Below are 21,796 nucleotides of genomic sequence, written 5' to 3' on the forward strand. Positions count from 1 at the left end.
TAAGGCTGCAGGCTCGGTCTGTGTGAACCATCAGGGGAATGAGGATTGAATCAGGTGACGATCGCGGGCATGCCGCCCGTGAAGCTGTCGTCCCGCCAGGCGTCGTCGACCGACAGCACCCCTTGGCGAAGCTTGATGGAATAGGGATGCTGCGGCGCGGCCAGCACGGTCCGGGCGTCGCCGCCCTCGACCACCCTGCCCTTCTGCATGATGATCAGACGGTCGCTGATGTAATAGGCGGTCGCCAGATCGTGCGTGATGTAGATGATCGAGACGCCGAATTCGTCGCGAAGCTTCTTGAACAGGTTGATGACCGTCATGCGCAGCGATGCGTCGATCATCGAGACCGGCTCGTCGGCAACGATCAGGGACGGATTAGACACGAGTGCGCGAGCGATCGCGACGCGCTGGAGCTGCCCGCCCGACATTTCATGCGGATAGCGTCCCCGCACCTCCGCGAGCGACAGGCCGACCTTGTGCAGAGCCTCATCCGCCTTCTCCGCCGCCTGCTCTGACGTCCGGCACTCGGTGAAGCGCTGGGCCGCGCTGAACAGGTAGCGGTCGACGCGCTTCAAGGGGTTGAACGCATCGAACGGGTTCTGGAAGATCGCCTGAACATGGCTCATGAATTCGAGCCGAGCACGACGGCTGCGAATGTCGCGCAGATTCTTTCCCCGGAAGCGAATCTGCCCGCTCGTTGGAGCCACACTGTTCAGGATCATGCCCGCGAGGGTCGTCTTCCCGCTGCCCGACTCGCCGATGATGGTGAACACCTCGGCCCTGTCAGCCGCCAGGGAGAAACTGACATCATTCACGGCATGATTGACCCTCCGTGATACGAAACCGCCTCTCGTGAAGATCTTGTCGACGTGTTCGACCTCAAGAAGGTTTGGCCTCATACGCTCGCCTCCTTATGCGACCGGCCGAACCCTGGTGGGGTCGGCTTGAGCAACGTGGCAGGCTGTCCGGTGTCCGGGCAGGATTTCCACCATGGGGGGAACCTCGCGGCGGCAGACGTCGATAGCGAGAGGGCAGCGCGGATGGAACCGGCAGCCCGGCGGTGGGTCGGCAAGGCTCGGAGGCGAGCCCTCAAGCCCTTTCTTCGGCGCCTCGTCCCCAATGCGCGGCAGGCTTGAGATCAGATGCGCGGTATAGGGATGGAGCGGCCTCTTGAACACGTCCCTGGTCCTGCCTTCCTCCACCAGCCGGCCGGCATACATGATGCCGAGACGGTCAGTCAGGTTGGCGTGGACAGCCATGTCGTGGGTCACGAACATGACCGATGATCCGAACTCCTGCTGGATCTCTCGGATCATGGAGAGAACGCCCTTCTGGACGATCACGTCCAGCGCTGTCGTAGGTTCGTCGGCGATGATAAATTCCGGACTGCAGATAGTCGCCAGAGCGATGGTCACCCTCTGCCGCATGCCGCCGGACAATTCATGCGGATAGGCTTGGAGAACCGCGGGATCCAGGTGAAGGCGCTTCAAGTGCCGCTCCACGAGGCTCGTAAAATCGGTCCCTTTGGCGCTCACATGCGGCAGCGCAAAATCCGCGAAGGCGTGTCTGATCCGCCGAACCGGGTTCAGCACGCTCATGGAGCCCTGCATGATGTAGGACAGATGGCTCCAACGGATTGCCGACAATTCGTGCGGTGAGAGCTTGTAGATGTCCCGCTCCCCATCCTTGAAGGCGAAGCGCACGGAACCTTCGACGACCCTGAGCGGGGGGCGGATGGCGCCCGCGATGGTCTTGATGAGGGAACTCTTGCCAGAGCTCGACTCGCCCGCGAGGCCGTAGATCTCGTTGCGGTTGATCTTGAGGCTGACGTCGTCCACCGCCCGCACTTCGCGGTCAATACCGAACAGCTTTACCTTGTAATAGGCCTTCAGTCTGTCGACCGAGAGCAGCGGAACCGCTTGCGGAGCAATCAATTCGTCGGACGGTGGGATGGAGCGAAGTTCTGCGATCATGCCTGCCCCCCGAGACGGCTGAGGCGACTGCGCGGATCGATGTACTCGTTCATCGAAATGGCGAGCAGGAACAGCCCGATGAACAACATGATCACCAACAGGACCGGAAACGTGATCCACCACCAGATGCCAGAGACCAAGGCGGTATGCTGATTTGCCCAGTAGATCATGCCGCCGATGGTGGGCGTATTGATGTCGGTAAAACCCAAGACCGACAACGTGACCTCAATGCCGATCGACCAGTTGATGTTGTTCATGGTCGTCGAGAACACGATCGGCAGGACGAACGGCAGGTGCTCCTGGAGGACGATCTTGCCAGTCCCCATGCCGGAAAACACGGCCTGGCGGGTAAACTCGCGGGTCCGCAGGCTCATGGCGATGGACCGGATCAGCCGCGCGTCGTAGGCCCAGCCCAGCAGCGCGGTGATGAGGGCGAGCATCGTCCAAGTCATCTGGTCCCGCATGATGAAGTAGAACAGCACCAGGATGGGAAAGAGCGGAACGACGACGAACGTATCGTTGATCGACATCAGGACTCGGTCGACCCAGCCGCCCTTGTAACCCGAGATCAGTCCGACCAGGAGCGAAATGACCCTGCTGAGGGCCGCCACCACGAGGCCGAACAGGAGGGTATTCCGGATCGCGAAGGTGAGCTGCCAGAAGACGTCCTGCCCGCGTGACGTGGTGCCCAGCGGATATTCCCAGGAAGGCGGCACATCGGGCGGCACGACATACACATCCATCGGCGGGTAAGGTGAAAAGAACGAACAGGCGGCGACGGCCAGCACGATCAGAATGAGCAATAATCCGGTGGCGAACTCGCCGTTGTAGCGGAAAAGATCACGAAAAATCCGGAAAGCGCTCATCACCGGGCCTCCACGCGCGGGTCGATCAGCGGATAGAGGAGATCGATCAGCAGGACGGTGGCGGAGACGGCCACGATCGACACGGTAGTAATGCCGAGAACCAGGCTGTAGTCGCCCGCATGGACCGCGCTGATCAGCAGCGATCCGACGCCCGGATAGCCAAAGACCTGTTCGGTGATGATCGCGCCGTTGAAGATGGCGCCGAGCTGCAAGGCAAGTCCCGTGACCTGGGGCCCGAGAGCATTGCGCATCACATAGGACCGCAGGATCTTGCCGTGCCTGACTCCCGCCAGCTCCGCATAGACCACGTAGTCCTCCGTCACGATGTTGGACACGAGGGCGCGCATCCCCATGAACCACCCACCGATGCCGACCGCCATGAGCGAAAGAACGGGAAGGATCGAGTGGACCACGACATCGAGAGCAAACGCGAAGGTATTGGAGCGGTCCGACGCCATGGTGGCACCGCCGCTGATCGGCAGAACCGGCCAGAGAAAGCCGAAGATGATAAGAAGCACGAAGGCGACGACGTAGTAAGGGATCGGGTGGATTCCCATGCTCAGGACACCGAACGCCTTGAGAATGCGGCTGTTGCGATAATAGCCCGCGAGGCCGCCGAGCAGATTACCGAGAAACCAGGTCAGGAGCGTGGAGACCAACAGGAGTCCGACGGTCCAGGGAAGGGCTCGCAGGATGAGCTGCGAGACCGGTGTTGGAAATGCCGACAAGGAGGGGCCGAAGTCGCCGACCATGACCCGCTTCCAGAACGCCACGTACTGCTCCCAAGGCGTGCCTTCGAGACCATAGAGCTGGCGCAGCGACTGTCGCATCATCTCGATGGCTTCCGGACTGGTCGCCCCGTAGGTCGTCGCAGCCGATATTGATTGCTCGACCGGATTGATCGGGGTCATATGCGTCACCAGGTAGGTGATATTGATCCCGACGAAGACGACGACCGCGAACTGCACGAGTCGCTTGGACAGATAGGTCAGGTAAGCCCTCATGGACCCCTCCTTGTCTGAGGAAAGTAAGGAGTTGTCTGTGCGCTATGGCTGCTTGGGCTTGAGCTTCACCATCATCGAGCGGGAATTGCCCCAGTTCGGCACGGGATTGGCATAGGGATTTTCCGCCGTCGGATAGCCTGTCCAATAGGTCTCATCCATGGCCGTGAAGACGTTGTATGCCATCAGCGGGATGATCGGCATCTCGCGAACGATGAGCTTGGCGTAATCGCGGCCGAGTTCGACCGTGCGTTTGTCGTCAAAGGAAATCCGGCGCACCTCCTCGATGATCTTGTCGAGTTCCGGATTGCTCCACCGCTGCCAATTGCGAGGAGATTGCGTCTTGCCTGGGGCTGCGACGAACTGGGAGTGCCAGCTGTCGAGGAAGAACGACAGGTCGGGATGGCCGCCGTAAGTCTCGACGCTCCAGGAGATCAGCGTCTCGAAGTCGCCGGCTATGCGCCGATCCAGCATCGTGGTGCCCTGGGCGACCTCCGTCTTCGCATCGATGCCGAATTGGCGCCATTGCTGCACGATCATGGTGCCGGCCCGGGTCAGGATCGGGCGGCTGTCGCCCTCGACCATGAGCTTGATGGAAAACGGCTTGCCATCGGGCGTGTACCAAGCATTGCCGCGTTTCGTGTAGCCGGCCTTCTCAAGGAGTTCCGCAGCCGCCTGTGGATTGGGCTTCCACCAGCCGTAACCGAATGCCTTTTTGATCTCCGCCGGATCCGTCGGGATCTGCTCCTTCATCGTGGGACGCAGCATGTCGGCAATCTGGTTGCCGATATTCGGGTCGTAAGGCTTGACCTTGCTCTTTCCAGTGTCGATCTCATACGAAGCAAGCCACTCCTGAAGCGGAATATGGTAATCGTCCGGATGAGTTCCCGTCGGCGGGATCCCGATCGGCGAGAGCGTTGCGGCGCCGCGATAGGATGCCATCGAGACGGCCTTGATATCGATCAGCAGAGCCAGCGCCCACCGCACATCGCGGTTCTGGAAGGCAGGATTCTGCATGTTGAAGATCACAGACGGCAGGGTCGGATCGGGATGCGCGAACGGGAAGTTCGGGAACCAAGTCTTGAGGCTCGGCGACTGCTTGGTCAGGGTGAACATGCCCTCGGGGGCAATGTCATGCACGACGTCCAGGTTGTGGTTGAGCTGCGCGATCACGCGCTTATCCGGCGGACCCGGATCGATATAGGCTGCATATTTGGGACCCGGCTCACCATACCGTCCAAGCGTGGTGCGCTGCCAATCGTCGCGCTTCTGCCAGATATACCACTTTCCGTCAGGATCGAAGCTGTGAAGCTTGTAGGCGCCAAGCGAAATCGGAGGGTTGAAGTCGAATCTCTGCGGATCCGCCGCTTTCTCGAAAACATGCTTCGGCATCATCCAGATCGCGTTGAACCGCACAGTGAAGAGAGAGTGGAACCGCGAGTTCGGCTTCTTCAGCTTGAACACGACCGTCCATGGCTCCGGCGACGATACACTCTCGACGTTCAGCGCCAGCAGAGCACTCCAGCGCATGCCCGGGTTCTTGATCTGGGTCTCGACCGTATAGATGAGATCGTCGGGCGTGAACTCGACGCCGTCGCTCCAATAAATTCCAGGGCGCAACTTCACCGTCATCTCAGTGAAATCCGCGTTGTAGATTGGTTTTTCCGCCGCCAGGGAGTTTTCCCAGACGCCGTCGAGCCCACGCTCCGGATCGATGTACCAGAGCGTATCGAGCGCGAGCTGATGCAGGCCCGTATACTGACCGCCGGCATTGATGGTCCAGATATTGAACCATCCAGGGTTCTTGATCGTGCCCTCCGGGTTTTCGAGAATGATCGTCTCGTTCCGTGGTACGCCCGGAACATTGGTTTGAGACATCGCGGTGGTCGCTGCCAGGGCCAGACCGGTGGCAACGGTAAGCAGGCGTAGAATTCGCATTGGCGCTCCTCCTTGGCTGATTTTTATCTTTTCTCTTAGTTAGCCCTCAGATTTTAGGATCGGTCAACAGTAGCATTGATACATATCGAAACTTTCGATACATAAAGCGAGGTGCAGATTGCTTTCCGCTCTCTGCAATCTTGCAGTTGAGCGGCTCATGTCGACATTCAAAAGAAAGTTCCTGACCCTGATCCCGGAGGAGAGCTCTGAGACGCTGCGGGGAATCGCGTCGCCCGGCCGGATTCGGATCCTGAGGCTCCTGCGGGCGCGGGGACCGCTAAACGTCAATGAGATCAGCGGTGCGCTCGATCTGCCTCAATCCACGATCGCAACCCATATCCAGGTGCTCGAGCGCGCCGGGCTCATCGAGACGGAAACCATCAAAGCCTCGAAGGGCCAGCAGAAGGTCTGCTCGATCCGATACGACGAGATCATCATCCGATTCGATGATGAGGATCCGCTCAAGAGCAAGGATCACATCGAGGTATCCATGCCCATCGGCCTCTACACGAGTTGCGATGTGAGCGCCCCCTGCGGCCTCTGTTCGACGGAGAGTGTTCTGGGCGTTCTCGATGTGCCCGACCTTTTCCTCGATCCTCACCGTATGAACGCATCCTTGATCTGGTTCCGGCGGGGTTTTGTCGAATACAAGTTCCCCAATAACGGCAAGGTCCTGGGCGCCAAGATCGACAGGCTCGAATTTGTCATGGAGCTGTCGTCCGAGGTTCCGGGCACGAGCCTTGACTGGCCATCCGAGATCAGCCTCTGGATCAACAACGTGAAAGTAGGGAGCTGGATTTCGCCAAGTGACTTCGGCGACAAGCGAGGTCTCTACACGCCGCAGTGGTGGAAGCTGGAAGGCTCCCAGTATGGCAAACTGGTGACTTGGCGGATCACACGGAGCGGAACATCGGTAAACGATGTTCAAATATCCGACGTGTCGCTGGATAGGCTCGAACTCGATAAGCACCACGGAATTCGACTAAGGATCGGGATCGACGAAACAGCCCGCCACCCTGGCGGTATCAATATCTTTGGCCGGGGCTTCGGAAACTACGATCAAGATATTATCATGCGCATCCACCTGAGAGAGCATTGAAGTTCTCGAATGCAGATGGTTAGCGTCGGAAGCTCTCACGGATCAGGTTGTAGGCGTGCTGGACAATCTCCTGCACGCAGGTGCGCTCCAGACGGCGTATTGTGAAGTTCCCGAGGGCAAGCGTCTGGAAGTGGTAGATGAAGACGGCGTCGACTGCCGCGCCGCCCATCGCCCCACGGACCGGAACCACTTGGGCGGAGACCTTCTGCGAGACGACAACTCCAAACCGGGATCCGATCTGAGCCGACAGACGCATGATGGTCGAGGTGCTCTCGTCGACGACGACGCGCCCGGGCATCTACTAAAGGGCGCGGGCCACGTAGCTCCGCCCCCAAGCGCGAGCACAGCCCGCCGCAAGACTTCTTGGTCCTCATCCGAGAGGGCAACCTCCGGCATTGCAGCGCGTGCGTCCGATAATGGCGTGCGTCGTTGCGACGAAACTCCTGGCTCATGCAGGCTAATTTGCAATTCCAGACCGCTTCCGAAAGCCCGCAACCCTTCAGTGCAGCTTGGCGTTGGTCCGAGGGGCCGGAGAAGCCGATGCTGATAAGATCCGTTGCAGCCACCGTTTCAATCGTGATGGTCCAAGTTGCTGTGGCGCAGCCACTACCGCCTCTGCCGCCTCCACGGCCCGTCGAGTCTCCCTCCCGGGCGGCACCTGATGCCCAACCGCCTGAGGCTCCGCCGGCGTCGACGGCAGACACGCCATCAGCTGGCTCGGCAGCCGACGATTGCTTCGCAAGACTAAAAGCGGCCGGGTTTGAGATCGAGTCTGCGGAGCCGCCCCAGGTTTCGAACGAGCTCTGCCGAGTTGAAACGCCAGTGCGGCTCAAGTCTGTGCCGGTTCCGACGAAGCCTGAGACGGTTGTCCGGCTGTCCAATCAACCCATCCTCGCCTGCCGCTTCGCCGGGCCGCTCGGACACTGGATCGGCGATCTCGTCGCTCCGCTCGTTGCCGGTAGCAAGGGAAGCGTGCTGAAAGCCGTCGAGACCGGCCCGGGCTTCGAGTGCCGCAACCGGAACCGGGCAGCAGCGGGTAAGCTCTCAGCCCATGCGCAAGGGCTCGCGATCGACATCGCGGGGTTCGAGCTCGCCAATGGAGCGACCCTGCGGATCAAGCTTGAAAACGACACCGCGCCGGACCCAGCGCTCGCAGCTCTCCGAACGGCGGCCTGCGGCTGGTTCTCGACCATCCTCGGTCCTGGTTCGGACGAGGCGCATCATGATCACCTCCACGTTGACATCGAGCAGCACGGATCCAGCGACCGTTACCGCATCTGTCAGTAGCGGGCGATCTATCTCAAGCCGTCGCCTCAGGATCCATTACAACTTGGGACAACGGCGGGCGGATGTCATCGCTTTAACTGTGGTCACACGCAATAGATTGATCGCTTGGGACAGTGTATTGGCAATTTAGGACGGAATTTCGAAACCGCACTGGGAGTACGAGGCTCAGCAGCCAGTGTCATTTCCGCGAGCATCACCGGGAGCACTTCTTGTATTCGGTGCCGGTCGTGTCCTGCTCGTTGAAGTAGCGTCGGAGCGAGCCATCCGGCTGCGCTGCCACAAGAACCCTCACCTCACTACCGGCCACGGCGTTGGCGCAGTCAAGGACGAGAAGCTGCCGATCTCCAGTCGGCCGGGCCGATTTGATGCGGCACGACGCCTGGGGAGTTCTCAGGCGGCTTCCGGAGATGATGAAAGCGGGTGCGAAAATATCGACCGGCTTTTTGAACGAGACCCCTTTGCCCGCTGATGAGTAAACGTCCGCACAATCTGAGCTGCCCGACAGCCAAGCGCCGTTAAAGCCGGAGGGTGCACCCTGTGCCATCGCACTCGCATCCAAGTTTGAAACGGTCAATCCCAGCCCGAGCCCGATGGACACCGTTAAGCCTGCACTCCTCATCGCAACCTTCCCCAACAGCTGAACCGTCGACCTCTGCTGTCCGCCAGGGTAACAATGTAGACAGGTTGCGGCACCATGCTTGACGGAAGGGGACAATCACTTGACATTTTGGGCCATCAGGTGGTTCCGCTGTCGAGTGGCCCTTGCCTTGCCGAATGCTGCGGCGATAACCGGGACCAAAGATCTCGTCGACCGCTTCGACGTCGCTTGGCGGGGACCGGCGCGCCGGTCATCCATGATGTGGCGGCCTAAACTGTCAAAAGATTGTCGCGACCGATCAAGCGCCATGTTTCGGCTGAGCTAGGCTTCCCTGGAAAGGCAGCGAAGTATGGAGCCACGACTGATGTCCGCCGCGGTTGCGGGCTTCGAAACAGGCGCCATCGCAGAATTGGCTCGGCGACTCTCGACATGATCTGCTCCCAGACCAAGAGGATCTTGACCTCGCAGCCGCCCGCTCGCACCGGATCGGACCGATTATCGCTATGTGCGCGATAGGAGCTTTTGCGTGCTCCATGACACGGGATGGTCGGCTCGGGCGAGATGGGCACATATACAAGATGAACCGAAGTGGCCCGACCAGCGCATGGAAGAGAACAGGATGAGACCATGACGGACAAACCCTATCCTGACGCACACGCGATGTCCGAGGCATCGTTGCTCAGGCCGTCGCTCTTGTGGCTCTTGGTCCTCGCGCCCATCGCCGCCATCCTCGATCATGCCGGTAGAGTTCCGGCCGGAATAGTCTTCTTCTGTGCCGCCCTGGCCGTCGTGCCGTTCGCCAAGCTCATCGTCCAGGGAACCGAGCAGGTCGCCGCCCACACCGGCGCAACGATTGGAGGCCTGCTCAATGCCACCTTCGGCAATCTTCCGGAATTGATTATCGCCATGGTTGCCCTGCGGGCCGGCCTACTTGAGATGGTGCGCGCCTCCATTGTGGGTGCGCTACTTGCCAACCTCCTGGTCGCTCTCGGCTTGTCCTTCCTGCTCGGCGGCCTGCGCCATCATAGTCAGAAATACAATCCCGATGCGGTGCGAACCTACTCGTCGACCATGGTTCTGGCCTGGATCAGCCTGGCACTCCCGAGCGCTTTCCACCGTGTCCTTGAAACTGAGCCCCACCTTGGTGTGCATGCTACTCTGGACATCGTCGTAGCCGTCGTGCTGCTGGGCCTCTACGGGCTCTTCCTGATCTACTCCCTGAGAACCCACCCGGAGACCTTCGCCGAACTGGCCACCCCCGCCACGGCCGACGAAACTCACGATAATCCCAGCCTCGCATGGGGTATCGCGATGCTCCTGCTCGCGTCCATTGGCGCAGCATGGATGAGTGAGATCCTCGTAGGGGCGGCAGAGCAGGCCGGCCATTCGCTGGGCATGTCGCAGATGTTCATAGGTGTGATCGTGCTCGCGCTCGTCGGCGGCGCGGCCGAGTCCGGATCGGCCATTGCCATGGGTCGAATGAACCGTCCCGATCTCAGCGTCGGTATTGCCCTGGGAAGTTGCGTGCAGATTGCGTTGTTCGTGGCGCCGGTCCTGGTGCTGCTCGCGCCGGCTATGGGGCAGCCGCAATTCCGACTGGTGTTCTCGCAAGCAGAGATGTGGATGCTGTTCGGGGCTGTGCTCCTTGGGGCAACGGTTGTGACGGCGGGCCAATCCAACTGGTTCAAGGGCGCCCAACTATTGGCTCTCTACCTTATCATTGCTGCCGTCCTCTACCTGATCCCGACCGCTACGTCGTAGAAGCTCGACCCTGTTGCGGCGTCTCAAGCACAGAGTCATGATCTACTATCTGTTAGCCGAGCATTTTGGAAAACTGTCTCTGTTCAGTGGCCGAATCCAACGTCGCATAAGAGTTGAACCCCTGGCGGCATACCACCCGGGTCACGGAGACGCTGACGAGAATGGGTGTTCAACGGCAGCACTCAGAAAAGTTCGGTCCCAGGAGCCGCAATGCGGAGACTTGTTCTGAGGCACTCGCCATGAGCATGGACGGTCCTGAATATAGCGACGAGTGCGGAAGGGGCTAGTCGCTGCCGTGCAACGTTGGCTCGATGGAGCGCTAACTTGGCGGCAAAAGATACATTCATTACCCGTACCTACCGCCTTGCAAGACGCGTGGATGGCGGTGAACTACATGGGTCCGCTGGTCGCAACACTTCGGCCGAGACCTCTTGAATCTGCCTTTCCGTCTGACGCGCCGGATGATGGAAATCGTCATGTCTTTCTCACTTCCCGCTTCTGACATTGTTCCATGTCAGAGCGGTTGATGTTGCACTTTATCAAGGCGCATGAGAGCGAAGGCCCTACTCGGAAGCTGCTGATTTCACGTCCAAACGAGACGCCCGGCAGATTGACAAATGGCAAGGCCATCGGCACCGCGATCAGGTAGGTGAGTATGAGGTGGTGTTGGGAAGATGGAATCTATGCCCAAATACTTCTTCAATATCGTCCTGAATGGCCAGCCGACAGTGGATGGACGGGGACAGATTTTCCCGGATGAAAGTGCCGCGCGGGCACATGCCGGCCATCTTACCCTGCTTCTCGCGGACCGTTGCCGCGACCCGATAAACAGCTTTGTCGCCGTGAGTGGGATGGATGGTTGTCTTGTCTTCAAGGTGGCGTTTCAGCCATCCGAGCCGCAGGCATGAAAATTGAACCGATAATGCCGATGAGCACTGTTAAAAGACGACACAGGGTGCGCCGCCTAATGGAATGAACGCGATCTTGCGCCCTCTGTCCCATAACTCTACAGCGTTGCCATTGGCGTATTCCTTAGCCTTGCTGATCGCCTCCTCGTCGGTTTGGCAGATCAGGGCATGAGCTATGAGGATCCCGCCCCTGGGATCGATCACATAGGCGCGATAAACCGGATGGCTGGTAAGCGGAGTGTCCATGGCGCCCCTCTACCACCAGTGTGAGGGTGGCAGACCGTTCTGGTTCAACACTCACATTTTTAACTCATGTTAACACGCGAGGACAGGCGCCAAATTGTCCCTATAGGTTTAATCCGAAAGGCCGACTCAGCGGATGAGAGGCTCCTACACGCGTTGTGCCATGAGAGCGTGTCTCCGCCGAGCTAAAGGTGCCGACGCCGTGCCGTTGGAACTCGTACCCGCGCATCCTCGCTTCGGGCGAGCGCGAGCACGGATAGAACAACCGCGAGCAGGAGCGGAAGGATCATAACGGCTGAGGCAACCATGAAGGCTTCTCCCCTGAAACAGAGAGCGGCTACAGGCTCGGAATGGTGATCGAGACGGCAACGCCAACAATCAGGGGAATGCAGACGACGTGCCTGTACCGAGGCAGGACCAGGGACGTGACTTCGACCAGGCCATGACGGCTGCGCTGCGCTCGCGTACTGCCCTCAGACTCAGACAGGATGCTACCCAGGTATGCCAAAGTCTCATCATTGTCGTTGAGTGCGGATTCATCAAAAACGGGCATGCCGGGCCCCATTCAGTAGAGGTGAAAATCGGCGAGGCGATCAATGAAGCGGAGCGGTTGCTTCATCCCCTCCATCGGGCGAAGTCAGAGCCGGGGCATGACGCATGACGCCGTCCACCCGCATTTGAATCGCGCTCCGACTGAAGGCCAGTCCGGTCGCGAAATCTGCGGCCCCGATGAGGGCCGTCAGCGCCAGGGCGGCGCGTGCTCCGGCACTAAGGAAGGAGATAGGACGAGCGACATTCATGACTGTCTCCCATCGTGATCAGGACCATAAAATCCTGCTCCTGTTACGTCCGAACCACGCAGCCGTGAAATCGTGTGTCGCTTTGTAACGGTTTGTAATCGCCCCGCAGGCGTGGCTTGCCCTCCAGCTTAGATTACCACAAAGCCTGGACTATGGTCCTCGGGTCTCGAGGATCTCTCGAAGTGTTCGCGCCAGTTCCAATGTGCTGTAGGGCTTCTTGAGCCAACGCGCCTCGGTAGCCTGGCCGCGCCGGACCAGATCCAGCTCGGCATAGCCTGACGTGAACAGCACCTTGATCTCGGGTCGTCTGACATGGACGGCCTCGGCCAGATCGTTTCCGGTCATGCCGCCGGGCATCACCATGTCGGTAAACAGCAGGTCGATCTCCGGATGGAGGTCAAGCATTGCCAGCGCCGCGGGGCCGCTGGCCGCATCCAGGACGCGGTACCCGAGATCCTGCAGACGGGCCGCCGTCATCCGTCGTACCCGCGGCTCGTCTTCGACCAAAAGCACGGTCTCATTCTGTCCATGCAGGGCTTCCACGGATATCACGGGTGCGGGCGCCTCCACGACCTCATCCAGAATCGCGACACGTGGCAGATACATCCTGATCGTCGTCCCATGACCGGGTTCGCTGTAGATCATCACATGGCCACCCGACTGCTTGACGAAGCCATAGACCATCGACAGGCCAAGCCCGCTTCCGGCCCCCACTTCCTTCGTGGTGAAGAACGGCTCGAACGCGCGCTCCTGTATCTCCCTGGGCATGCCGGTGCCGGTATCGGTAACGGCCACCAGCACGTAGCGACCAGCTCGTACTTCCGGATGCATCCGGGCGTAGTCCGGCTCGAGCTCCGCATTCTCGGCCATGATCGTCAGCCGACCGCCGGCCGGCATGGCATCGCGTGCGTTGATCGCCAGGTTCAGGATCGCGTTCTGCAGCTGGCTTGGATCGACTAGGATCTGCCAGAGGTCACTGTCCGAACGGCTCCTTACCTGGATCGTCTCCCCCAAGGTCCGTCGCAACAGGGGCGTCATCTCGCCCAGGAGATCTCCGACATCAGTCAGTGTGGGCTGCAGCGGCTGCCGACGCCCGAAGGCAAGCAGTCTCTCGGTCAGCTGGGCACCATGTTCAGCCGTCTCTCGCGCCTCTCTCACCAATTCCAGTTCACGATGGTCCGTCAGCCGCATCTCAAGCATTTCGAGATTGCCGAGAATAACGGTAAGCAGGTTGTTGAAGTCGTGCGCAACGCCGCCGGTCAGTTGGCCGACAGCCTCCATCTTCTGAGCTTGGCGCAGCTCCTGCTCGACCTTCTGAGTCGTGGTGAGATCACGGATAAAGCCGGTGAATATGTGCTGTCCACCCACCTTCACTTCGCCTACGGCGAGTTCCATCGGAAACACGCTGCCGTCCTTGCGCTGACCGCTGACAACACGACCGATGCCGATGATGCGCTTCTCACCCGTCCGCAGGTAACGTTCCAGGTAGCCGTCATGCGCCTCCCGATATGGCGAAGGCATCAACATGCTGATGTTTCGCCCGATCACCTCGTCGGGCAGATACCCGAACAGGATTGCCGCCGAGCGGCTGAAAGACTCGACGGTTCCCTTTTCGCTGATCGTGATCAGGGCCTCCGGCACCGTTTCCAGAATGGAATGAAGTCGCGCCTCGCGTTCCTGTAAGATCGCTTCTGAGTGCTTGCGGGCCGTGATGTCGACGGCGGCGGCAATCGCTCCGACTACGGCGCCTGAGCGGTCTCGCAGTGGCGAGGCATTGTACAGCAGGTCCACGCGCCGACCGTCCTCGAAGCGGCTTCCCCACTCCTCGTTGCGCACTTCCTCACCTTGGATCGCCCGCCGAAGGGGCGCTTGATCCGGCGTGACCTCCGCGCCATTCCGGAAGATGCGGCGTTGGGACAATGGCCCGGATTGCGGATCCGACGACCCGAATACGAGAGACAGTTCGGGCAGCTCGGAGGCAAGCCGATTGGCCCTTACGTCGCGCAGGTCGGGATCGTAGGTAAACCAGACTGCCACCGGGGCAGTCTCGATCAGGGCCTCCCACTCCGTCGTCCGCGCCTGCAGGGCCGCCTCGGAAGCCTTGCGTTCCGTCAGGTCGAGCACGAACACCGCGAAGGTGTGGCCATTGTTGACCGAAGCCAGTTTCATGAGAACCGGGATGCGTTCGCCGTTTCGGAGATATTCCTTTTCGTACATGGAGGAGACGCCATGGGCCCGCGCCTCGGCGATGGCGCGCTCGTCGGCGGCCAGCCATTCGGGTGGCGTGATCTCGTCCCAGCGCACCCGGCCTGCGCGGAGATCAGTCAGTGAGCGGCCGATCAGATCGAGATAGGCCTTGTTGGCCTCGATCACACGACCATCGGCGTCCGACAGGATCGCCCCGATGGGGATAGCCTCCAGGATGGTGCGCAGCCGGGCCTCACTTGCCCGTTGCACCTCTTCGGCCTGCTTGCGCTCACCGATATCCTCGACGATGGAAAGACGGTAAGGGCGCTCTGGATCGGCCGCGGCCAAGGACGAGGTCACCCGAACCCAGGCGGTTGTACCGTTCTTGCGCAGATAGCGCTTCTCGATCCGATAGCTGGGAATCTCGCGTGCCATGAGTCGGGCCGCGAGCGCCAACACCCGCGGCCGATCCTCTGGGTGAACGATCTCCTCGAAGCTGCGCCCGATCAGCTCATCTCTGGCATAGCCGAGCAGGGTGCACACGGCGGCGTTCACGTCGAGCAGGCGGCCGCCGCTATCCACCAGCTCGATGCCTACCACGGCTTGGTCGAACACCAGCTGAAAGAGCGAGTGATCGGGGCCGTTGACCAGATCGCTCGTCCCTCCGGCAGAACCCAATGGATACCTCCCTTTGACACCCTGGCTCATGCGATCCGATCCCCGCCCCTGTTCCGAACTCTTCGGACCAAAAGCGAAATTACCGCCAGACCCGGGCGATCGTCGGCAACTTCGCGTCAGTCCGGAATATGATTGCTCCGCCCCATTCCGGGCTGGCTTCCAGACTAGAGCATCGTGCGGAAATGTGGACTTGCGCTTTTGGGACCGGCCTGATGCTCACCCACCAAATGCACATCCTTAGATGTGGAAGACATCGCCTCCTCGACAATCAATGCGGCCACTTTGCCGGGGTCCAGCCCGGAGCCTGCGGCTCGGCGTCGTCGAACTCGCCGGCGAGACGTTGCAGATCCGTCATCCGAAGCAGGATGATCCTGTGGCGTCCGTCCAAGGCGACCAATCCGTCGCGCTTGAGCTTCGACAGGACTCGGCAGACGGTCTCAATGGTCAGGCCGAGATAATCGGCGATGTCCTGGCGCGTCATGGGCAGCTCAATGGTCACCGGACGCCTTTGGTCGGCTCCCGTCCGGAGTGCTGCGGACACCAGGAAATGAGCCGCCCGCTCCTCGGCCCCCAATTGCCCCAGCACGATGATATGCTGCCTGGCGTCGCGGATCTCCTCAAAGACCTTCGCGAGAAACAGGGACTGCAAAGGCCTGGCCTCCTCGCTCATCGCCCGCAGGCGGGCACGGCTCAGCCGCCGCAGCCGCACTGGCGTAACGGCTTCGGCCGTGTAGCAATATGTTCCCTCGCAGGAGAGCCCGAGCGTCTCGCCGGCAAACCTGAAACCCATGATCGCCCGTCGTCCGTCGGGCAGGAGGCGGTACAGGCGCAGGCAGCCCTCGACGATCTGAAAGATGTCGGACGCCATATCGCCCTCCCAGAACACTCCCTCCCCGGCGGCGAACTTGTCTGCGGGCTGGCCGGCAAACAGATGCTCCAAGGTCAAATCCTCCGATGAAATGCCGGATATCGGTAGGGTTGCGCTTCCAGCTGAGGGAAGGAGATGGGAGGAGTACATAGGATGCTCCGATCACGATCCTGACTGTCGTGACTACAGCAGGCGAATGTCACACCTGTGCCGTTGTCCCGTGCGATTGTATGTCGCCCTGTAACGGTTCGTGACAGAACCTCTGACAGGGGATTGCAAATGGCCGGCACAGTCGCTCTCGGAGGTGGGACGAATGCTTCGGAGACAGCTTACAGCTGGACCGTGGTGATTCAGGAGGATTTCCATATTCCAAATCCGTCCGGTAACGTGGCAGCATCAACGTCAAGAGCGACGGAACTCATGGACCTTAGCCCGAGATGACAGAGGCGCCGCATATCCTCATCGTAGATGACGATGCCAAAATCCGTCAGATGCTCACCCGCTATCTGACCGATGAAGGTTTTCAGGTCAGCGCCGCCGCCAACGGCGAGGCCATGCGGGAATGCCTGATCCGTGCGAAGATCGATCTGGTGCTCCTGGATCTGGTCCTACCCGGCGAGGACGGCTTTCAGCTTGCCCGGGAGGTCCGAGCGCGGCCGCGTACGGACAAGACCGGTATCATCATGCTGACCGGAAGGTCCGACATGGTCGACATGGTGGTGGGTCTCGAGGTGGGAGCCGACGACTACATCGCCAAGCCGTTTCACCTACGCGAGGTCCTGGCCCGGATCAGGAGCGTCCTACGCCGCACCCATCCTGCCTTGCCGGTGGAATCAAGCTCTACAGCGCCTCCGGATGCCGGCGACATCATCCGGTTCGACGGATGGAGGCTCGATCTCGGACGGCGGGAGCTGAAGGCGCCGGACGGCTCCGAGATCGCGCTGACCACGGGAGAATTCGAGCTTTTGGCGACGTTGGCCCGCCATCCGGGCCGAGTGCTTAATCGCGACCAGCTGATGGACCTGACGCGTGGCCGACACTGGGAGGCCATCGATCGCTCGATCGACGCCCAGGTGGCGCGTCTTCGGCGCAAGATCGAGCCCGATCCGAAGCACCCCATGCTCGTGAAATCGGTGCGAGGCGTTGGATACGTGTTCACGGGACACGTTCACTAGCGCATCGGGCGGAAAAGTGGACCCGGTTTTCCGCCTCATCCGATGCGCCAGTCAAGAGAAGGAGCATCGGATGAATCCCAAAAGTGGTGTCCACTTTTGGGTCCGAGGCTCTAAGGCACCGAACGCAAAAGTGGGAACCGGTTTTGCGTGGAAAGATGCAATGGAGCGAAAGTTTAAAGCCCCGAACGTGAAGCCGATTTCGCATCCGGGGCTTTGATTCGATCGATCCCATGGAAGACCGTCATGGTGTCGCGGCGGGCGATACCGATGAGTGTGATGTCGAGATGCCGTGCTCGCTCCAAGGCGAGCGAGGTGGGCGCCGAGATCGAAACGAGGGTTCTCGCCCCGAAGGCGGCAACCTTCTCCACCAGCTCGAAGGAACAGCGGCTCGTGACGACGACGAAACCGCTTTCCGGTTTCGTACCCGCCCGGCATGCCGCCCCGATGAGTTTGTCGAGAGCATTATGACGGCCGACATCCTCGCGCACGAAGCGGATGGTTCCATCGAGATCGGCCCAGGCGGCGGCATGGACGGCATGGGTCAACTCGTTGAGAGCCTGCTGACGATCGAGATCGAGGAGAGCCGAATGAATGGCCGATATGGCGATGACCGGCGCTCGTCCTTCGGGTGCCCGGGCCTGAGGCAGGGCCTTCAGGTCATCGATGCCGCACAATCCGCAGCCCGTTCGTCCCGACAGGGCGCGCTTTCGTGCCAGATGTTCGTGCAGCCTGTCCGGAACCAGATCGATGGCGAGACGAAGGCCGCGCTCATCCTGTTCGACATGAATGCCACGAATATCCTGCGAATGCCTGATGACACCCTCGGTCAGGCTGAAGCCTAAAGCGAAATCGTCCAGGTAGGAGGGTGTCGTCATCATGACGGCGAATGGAATTCCGCCATAGACAAGATTGACCGGCACCTCCGACGGGATCGCCCGCGTTCCTCGCAACACCCCAGTCCCATCGAAAGGAATAACCGTGATCGGTGCCTCCAGAGCAGTAGGGTTCGTGGGATCCTCATGCTCCTGCCTGGCATCCTTAACCGGCGTCATAGGCTCCCCTGCTCCAAGCGCATTCATGGTAATTCATCGGCAGCCTCTCCATAGGGGCATTCCGCGCATCGAAACGCAAGATCCTGGCCCCGCCCTCAGAGCTTGACTGCCAGGGTAACGCCCTGAAGATCAGCGTGGTTGCCTTACGCGCCCCGACCTGAAACCATGCTTTGAAAATGAGAGGAGGACGCTCATGGATACGCAAAACGTTCGGCTCAGTCATTTGTCCCATGGTGGCGGCTGCGGATGCAAACTGGCACCGTCCGTCCTCCAGCAACTTCTCTCCGAGCAGCCGGCGGTCGGGCCGTTCCGGCAGCTTCTCGTCGGCACTGAAACGGCGGATGATGCAGCCGTCTGGCAACTGGATGACGAGACCTGCATCATCGCCACCACGGATTTCTTCATGCCGATGGTGGATGATCCGTTCGATTTCGGACGCATCGCGGCAACCAACGCTATTTCGGACGTCTATGCCATGGGCGGGCGCCCGATCATGGCGCTGGCGATCCTCGGCATGCCGCTGGGCAAGATTGGCCCTGCGACCGTTCGGGAGATCCTGAGGGGCGGCGCCGCGATCTGCGCCGAAGCGGGCATCCCGGTGGCAGGCGGGCACTCCATCGACTGCCCCGAGCCCGTATACGGCCTTGCGGTGATCGGAACGGCGAAACCCGGCGAGATCCGCCGCAACAGCGGAGCGCAAGCCGGGGACGCACTGATCCTGACGAAGGCCCTGGGCGTCGGCATCTATTCGGCGGCCTTCAAGAAGGATGCGCTTGCCCCGGAAGCCTACGCGGAAATGATAAGCTCGGTCACCCTGCTCAACAGGATCGGCGCCGAGCTCGCCCGGGACCCCGACGTCCATGCCATCACGGATGTGACCGGCTTCGGTGTTCTCGGGCACGGCCTCGAAATGGCTCGCGGGTCCGGCCTGACCCTGAGCATCGACCATGCCCGCCTGCCCTTGCTTCGGGAAGCCCAATCGCTTGCCCGGACAGGCTATGTGACAGGCGCCTCGACACGCAATTGGGACAGCTACGCGGACGGCATCCTGCTGCCCGACGGCCTCGAGCCATGGCAGAGGCAATTGCTCACGGATCCCCAGACCTCTGGCGGGCTCCTCGTCGCCTGCGCGCCGGGGCGGGCAGAGCAGATTCTCGGGCGCATCGTCGAGGCCGGCTATCCATCGGCGCGGATCATCGGCCGAGCGGAGGCGGGATCGCCGCAGGTCAAAGTGGTCTAGGGAACCTCCGGAACTCACCGCGCTCCGCCACGTTGCTCCGAGAGCTTAGCCAAGAGGAGCCGGACGCCATGCGTGCCCCCCTGATCCTTCTCGTTGCGGCTGTCGGCTTATCGACACCGTGTTGGGCGCAGACTGCGGGACTGAATCCCTGCCCGGAAGAGCCTGCGACCACGGCCGCGACGGCGCCCGATCAGAACAATCAAGCCGCCGGCACTTCGCCGGGAACGGCAGGATCGTCCGGTTGGACCGGCGGCCTTGGCGGCTCCTATATCGGTACGACTCCCAAAGGACCCACCCCGGAATCGCCGTCGGATCATCCCGCGACAGCAAGTGGCCTTGATCCCATGAAAAACGCTGCCGCGGCTCCGGCCGGGTCGTCCCGTGGGTGCAACCCATCCCATTGATCGCGGCACAGGCGGACGAACGCTAATTCCGTCCGTGCGTCAGGCCGATGGGTGACGATGGCGGAAGAGAGTGGGAGTCGAACCCACCTAGCCCGATTAATTCACGGCGACCCTTCTGAGGTTGGCTTTGCGAGCCTTACTGGTAGCTTTGACGGGCTTTCAGGCATGTCTTCACCACCTCCAAGGATTCGGCTTGGCGGATGAGAGCGGCGGGTTTGCAGGTGGACGGGACAGGGCTCGGGTCAGGGGCGTGTGCGCCCCATTGATCAGGTGACGAGGCGCGGCAGACGGCCGAGAACCACGCGCAGGATCGTCTGGTCAGGACAGGCGCTCGGCAAGTGCAGCTGGATCTGGGTCTTCCGTTCAACCACCCGGGCGGCGATCTTGATCAGGCGCAGCCGCAAGGTGTCGAATTGCGCGATGCGCCAGAGCGAGCGCTTCGGCATCCTCGCCCGCAGGACCCACATCAGCCAATAGGCGCCGGCATGCAGGAACAGCCGGAATTGGTTCGCCGTCGCTCGGGAGCAGGACGTGCGGTCGGCCGCCAGGTGGGCTTTCCAGGCCTTGATGTGGTTTTCCGCCGTGCCGCGCCGACAGTAGATCCGCTCATAGAGCGTTCTGGCTTTGCCGCCAGTGAGATTGGTGACGATGAACCGCGTGTCGCTGCCCTGCGCGCCCGCTTCGACACGAGCGATGATGCGCTCGACCCGGCTCCAGCTTGCAGCACCGTCGAAGAACTCCGTGAAGCGCCGCACCTTGCCTTTCCGAGGAGCCGCGGCAAAGCGCGCCTTGGCGCTCGCCTCCAGACCCGCAACGTGCCGGCGCAGGGTCGAGGTTGAGGCCACTCCGAGGATGAAGTCAACGCCGTTGGCTCGGCACCAATCGATCACCAGCGGACCGCAGTAATGGCTGTCAGCCCGGATCAGGATGCGGGTGGTGGGCCAGTGGGTTCGGATCGCCCGGATGAGCCGGCGCAGATGAGCCCGGATCTCGCTGCCCTTGGGCCGACGGGCCGGCCGCAGCACGGCCGTGATGAAGCGGCCCTCACCGTCGAACACGACTATGGGCTGAAAGCCGTATTCGTCGTAATGGGCATTGAACAGCCGCAGCTGCTGGTCGCCGTGAACGGCATCGAAAGTGTCGTCGAGGTCGAGCACGATCTGCTTCGGCACCTGTCCGAACGAAGCGCAGTACAGATCGATCATCGTGCGTCCCATACGCAGCAGCGACCGCGCATCGGGCATATTCTCCAGGCGCGAGAGCGTCGGCTGTGAGGCGAGATGGCGATCCGATGGCAGCACGTCCTGCGCCATCTTGAAGATCGGGTCGGAGCGCAGGCTGATGGCGTCGTTGCAATCCTCATAACCGGCAGCGATCATCAACAGCCGGAAGCGGATCAGATCGGCCAGGCGATGAATGACCTGATCCTGAGAGCGTGGGTCATCGATGCACGCGGCGAGCCGCTCGGCGACACCCAAACGCTTCTCCACCTCGCGCAGGGCGAGAACTCCGGCGTCGGAGGACAGCAGGCCGCCGTCGAACCGAGCCAGTACGGTTTTGCCGGTAACAGGTGACAGGCCCGGTAGTGGAAGCGTAGAGTGGTTCATGGCGGGTGGGTTCTCCCAGAAATGACGCGGATCGGCTTCGACAACCAAATCCTAAGTCATCTCAGGGGCTTGAGCTACACCCGCCAACCCTCCATGAATTTTCCGGGCTAG

At 61.0% G+C, this 21,796-nt stretch carries 19 protein-coding genes; 6 read left to right on the plus strand and 13 right to left on the minus strand.

What is annotated here, in order from left to right; all coding sequences use genetic code 11:
- Positions 1 to 50: 50 nt before the first annotated feature.
- From DDF70_RS17190 to DDF70_RS17210, 5 genes are read right to left on the minus strand one after another with little or no spacing between them, the layout of a single operon-like run.
- Positions 51 to 899, minus strand: coding sequence for an ABC transporter ATP-binding protein (locus tag DDF70_RS17190; RefSeq protein ID WP_114946083.1), 849 nt, complete (start codon positions 897 to 899; stop codon positions 51 to 53).
- Between the two features lie 12 nt (positions 900 to 911).
- Positions 912 to 1,973 (minus strand): ABC transporter ATP-binding protein, encoded by a 1,062-nt coding sequence (locus tag DDF70_RS17195; RefSeq protein WP_170316089.1) that lies wholly within the window; start codon positions 1,971 to 1,973, stop codon positions 912 to 914.
- The gene (locus tag DDF70_RS17200) at positions 1,970 to 2,839 is read right to left on the minus strand and encodes an ABC transporter permease (protein WP_114946084.1); all 870 of its coding nucleotides are present in this window, start codon (positions 2,837 to 2,839) and stop codon (positions 1,970 to 1,972) included. The genes DDF70_RS17195 and DDF70_RS17200 overlap by 4 nt, the downstream gene beginning before the upstream one ends.
- On the minus strand, positions 2,839 to 3,843 hold the full coding sequence (locus DDF70_RS17205) for an ABC transporter permease (RefSeq protein ID WP_114946085.1): 1,005 nt from the start codon (positions 3,841 to 3,843) through the stop codon (positions 2,839 to 2,841). The genes DDF70_RS17200 and DDF70_RS17205 overlap by 1 nt, the downstream gene beginning before the upstream one ends.
- Before the next feature lie 42 nt (positions 3,844 to 3,885).
- Positions 3,886 to 5,778, minus strand: coding sequence for an ABC transporter substrate-binding protein (locus DDF70_RS17210; RefSeq protein ID WP_114946086.1), 1,893 nt, complete (start codon positions 5,776 to 5,778; stop codon positions 3,886 to 3,888).
- A gap of 157 nt (positions 5,779 to 5,935) precedes the next feature.
- On the opposite strand from DDF70_RS17210, the gene DDF70_RS17215 reads away from it, so the two are divergent.
- The gene (locus DDF70_RS17215; protein WP_114946087.1) at positions 5,936 to 6,877 is read left to right on the plus strand and encodes an ArsR/SmtB family transcription factor; all 942 of its coding nucleotides are present in this window, start codon (positions 5,936 to 5,938) and stop codon (positions 6,875 to 6,877) included.
- A 19-nt stretch (positions 6,878 to 6,896) separates the two neighbouring features.
- On the opposite strand, the gene DDF70_RS17220 is transcribed toward DDF70_RS17215, so the two are convergent.
- Positions 6,897 to 7,175, minus strand: coding sequence for an EcsC family protein (locus tag DDF70_RS17220; protein ID WP_114946088.1), 279 nt, complete (start codon positions 7,173 to 7,175; stop codon positions 6,897 to 6,899).
- Positions 7,176 to 7,456: 281 nt separating this feature from the next.
- Here DDF70_RS17220 and DDF70_RS17225 point away from each other — a divergent pair, with 281 nt between their 5' ends.
- On the plus strand, positions 7,457 to 8,164 hold the full coding sequence (locus DDF70_RS17225) for an extensin-like domain-containing protein (RefSeq protein WP_245435531.1): 708 nt from the start codon (positions 7,457 to 7,459) through the stop codon (positions 8,162 to 8,164).
- A gap of 193 nt (positions 8,165 to 8,357) precedes the next feature.
- Here the strand turns inward: DDF70_RS17225 and DDF70_RS17230 are convergent, their stop codons facing one another.
- Positions 8,358 to 8,708 (minus strand): hypothetical protein, encoded by a 351-nt coding sequence (locus tag DDF70_RS17230; RefSeq protein WP_245435525.1) that lies wholly within the window; start codon positions 8,706 to 8,708, stop codon positions 8,358 to 8,360.
- 681 nt (positions 8,709 to 9,389) lie between these two features.
- Here DDF70_RS17230 and cax point away from each other — a divergent pair.
- Together cax and DDF70_RS17240 are read left to right on the plus strand one after the other, a co-directional pair.
- Complete coding sequence (gene cax / locus DDF70_RS17235) at positions 9,390 to 10,523, plus strand: calcium/proton exchanger (protein ID WP_114946091.1); 1,134 nt, start codon at positions 9,390 to 9,392, stop codon at positions 10,521 to 10,523.
- A 683-nt stretch (positions 10,524 to 11,206) separates the two neighbouring features.
- Complete coding sequence (locus tag DDF70_RS17240; RefSeq protein ID WP_162820460.1) at positions 11,207 to 11,431, plus strand: DUF6894 family protein; 225 nt, start codon at positions 11,207 to 11,209, stop codon at positions 11,429 to 11,431.
- Positions 11,432 to 11,461: 30 nt separating this feature from the next.
- Here the strand turns inward: DDF70_RS17240 and DDF70_RS17245 are convergent, their stop codons facing one another.
- The 4 genes from DDF70_RS17245 to DDF70_RS17265 all read right to left on the minus strand — a co-directional run bounded on the left by DDF70_RS17245 (position 11,462) and on the right by DDF70_RS17265 (position 16,279).
- Entirely contained in the window at positions 11,462 to 11,677 is a 216-nt protein-coding gene (locus DDF70_RS17245; protein ID WP_114946093.1) for a hypothetical protein, read from the minus strand.
- A gap of 590 nt (positions 11,678 to 12,267) precedes the next feature.
- Positions 12,268 to 12,474 (minus strand): hypothetical protein, encoded by a 207-nt coding sequence (locus tag DDF70_RS17255; protein ID WP_114946095.1) that lies wholly within the window; start codon positions 12,472 to 12,474, stop codon positions 12,268 to 12,270.
- A gap of 150 nt (positions 12,475 to 12,624) precedes the next feature.
- Positions 12,625 to 15,339, minus strand: coding sequence for a hybrid sensor histidine kinase/response regulator (locus tag DDF70_RS38075; RefSeq protein ID WP_425374085.1), 2,715 nt, complete (start codon positions 15,337 to 15,339; stop codon positions 12,625 to 12,627).
- A 268-nt stretch (positions 15,340 to 15,607) separates the two neighbouring features.
- A complete protein-coding gene (locus tag DDF70_RS17265) occupies positions 15,608 to 16,279 on the minus strand; it encodes a helix-turn-helix domain-containing protein (RefSeq protein ID WP_162820461.1) in 672 nt (223 codons plus the stop codon).
- A gap of 365 nt (positions 16,280 to 16,644) precedes the next feature.
- Between DDF70_RS17265 and DDF70_RS17270 the strand changes: the two genes are divergently transcribed.
- Positions 16,645 to 17,382 (plus strand): response regulator, encoded by a 738-nt coding sequence (locus tag DDF70_RS17270; RefSeq protein ID WP_114946098.1) that lies wholly within the window; start codon positions 16,645 to 16,647, stop codon positions 17,380 to 17,382.
- A 173-nt stretch (positions 17,383 to 17,555) separates the two neighbouring features.
- Here the strand turns inward: DDF70_RS17270 and fdhD are convergent, their stop codons facing one another.
- Positions 17,556 to 18,434: a formate dehydrogenase accessory sulfurtransferase FdhD gene (gene fdhD / locus DDF70_RS17275; protein ID WP_114946099.1), complete on the minus strand. Its 879-nt coding sequence runs from the start codon at positions 18,432 to 18,434 to the stop codon at positions 17,556 to 17,558.
- A 193-nt stretch (positions 18,435 to 18,627) separates the two neighbouring features.
- On the opposite strand from fdhD, the gene selD reads away from it, so the two are divergent.
- Positions 18,628 to 19,674 carry a selenide, water dikinase SelD gene (selD, locus tag DDF70_RS17280; RefSeq protein ID WP_114946100.1) on the plus strand — a complete coding sequence of 349 codons (1,047 nt, stop codon included), beginning with the start codon at positions 18,628 to 18,630 and terminating at the stop codon, positions 19,672 to 19,674.
- Positions 19,675 to 20,344: 670 nt separating this feature from the next.
- Here the strand turns inward: selD and DDF70_RS17285 are convergent.
- On the minus strand, positions 20,345 to 21,685 hold the full coding sequence (locus DDF70_RS17285) for an IS1380 family transposase (protein WP_114946107.1): 1,341 nt from the start codon (positions 21,683 to 21,685) through the stop codon (positions 20,345 to 20,347).
- Between the last annotated feature and the right edge of the window lie 111 nt (positions 21,686 to 21,796).

The organism is Microvirga calopogonii, assembly GCF_003347665.1.
GTDB lineage: Bacteria > Pseudomonadota > Alphaproteobacteria > Rhizobiales > Beijerinckiaceae > Microvirga > Microvirga calopogonii.

Excerpts from the sequence above, each read along its gene's own strand:
- DDF70_RS17205 (WP_114946085.1), bottom strand. The coding sequence starts at position 3,843 with ATGAGGGCTTACCTGACCTATCTGTCCAAGCGACTCGTGCAGTTCGCG.
- DDF70_RS17215 (WP_114946087.1), top strand. The coding sequence starts at position 5,936 with ATGTCGACATTCAAAAGAAAGTTCCTGACCCTGATCCCGGAGGAGAGC.
- DDF70_RS17245 (WP_114946093.1), bottom strand. The coding sequence starts at position 11,677 with ATGGACACTCCGCTTACCAGCCATCCGGTTTATCGCGCCTATGTGATC.
- DDF70_RS17240 (WP_162820460.1), top strand. The coding sequence starts at position 11,207 with ATGCCCAAATACTTCTTCAATATCGTCCTGAATGGCCAGCCGACAGTG.
- selD (WP_114946100.1), top strand. The coding sequence starts at position 18,628 with ATGGATACGCAAAACGTTCGGCTCAGTCATTTGTCCCATGGTGGCGGC.
- DDF70_RS17200 (WP_114946084.1), bottom strand. The coding sequence starts at position 2,839 with ATGAGCGCTTTCCGGATTTTTCGTGATCTTTTCCGCTACAACGGCGAG.
- DDF70_RS17230 (WP_245435525.1), bottom strand. The coding sequence starts at position 8,708 with ATGGCACAGGGTGCACCCTCCGGCTTTAACGGCGCTTGGCTGTCGGGC.
- fdhD (WP_114946099.1), bottom strand. The coding sequence starts at position 18,434 with ATGACGCCGGTTAAGGATGCCAGGCAGGAGCATGAGGATCCCACGAAC.
- DDF70_RS17285 (WP_114946107.1), bottom strand. The coding sequence starts at position 21,685 with ATGAACCACTCTACGCTTCCACTACCGGGCCTGTCACCTGTTACCGGC.
- DDF70_RS17220 (WP_114946088.1), bottom strand. The coding sequence starts at position 7,175 with ATGCCCGGGCGCGTCGTCGTCGACGAGAGCACCTCGACCATCATGCGT.
- DDF70_RS17270 (WP_114946098.1), top strand. The coding sequence starts at position 16,645 with ATGACAGAGGCGCCGCATATCCTCATCGTAGATGACGATGCCAAAATC.
- DDF70_RS17190 (WP_114946083.1), bottom strand. The coding sequence starts at position 899 with ATGAGGCCAAACCTTCTTGAGGTCGAACACGTCGACAAGATCTTCACG.
- DDF70_RS17195 (WP_170316089.1), bottom strand. The coding sequence starts at position 1,973 with ATGATCGCAGAACTTCGCTCCATCCCACCGTCCGACGAATTGATTGCT.
- cax (WP_114946091.1), top strand. The coding sequence starts at position 9,390 with ATGACGGACAAACCCTATCCTGACGCACACGCGATGTCCGAGGCATCG.
- DDF70_RS17225 (WP_245435531.1), top strand. The coding sequence starts at position 7,457 with ATGGTCCAAGTTGCTGTGGCGCAGCCACTACCGCCTCTGCCGCCTCCA.
- DDF70_RS17255 (WP_114946095.1), bottom strand. The coding sequence starts at position 12,474 with ATGAATGTCGCTCGTCCTATCTCCTTCCTTAGTGCCGGAGCACGCGCC.
- DDF70_RS17210 (WP_114946086.1), bottom strand. The coding sequence starts at position 5,778 with ATGCGAATTCTACGCCTGCTTACCGTTGCCACCGGTCTGGCCCTGGCA.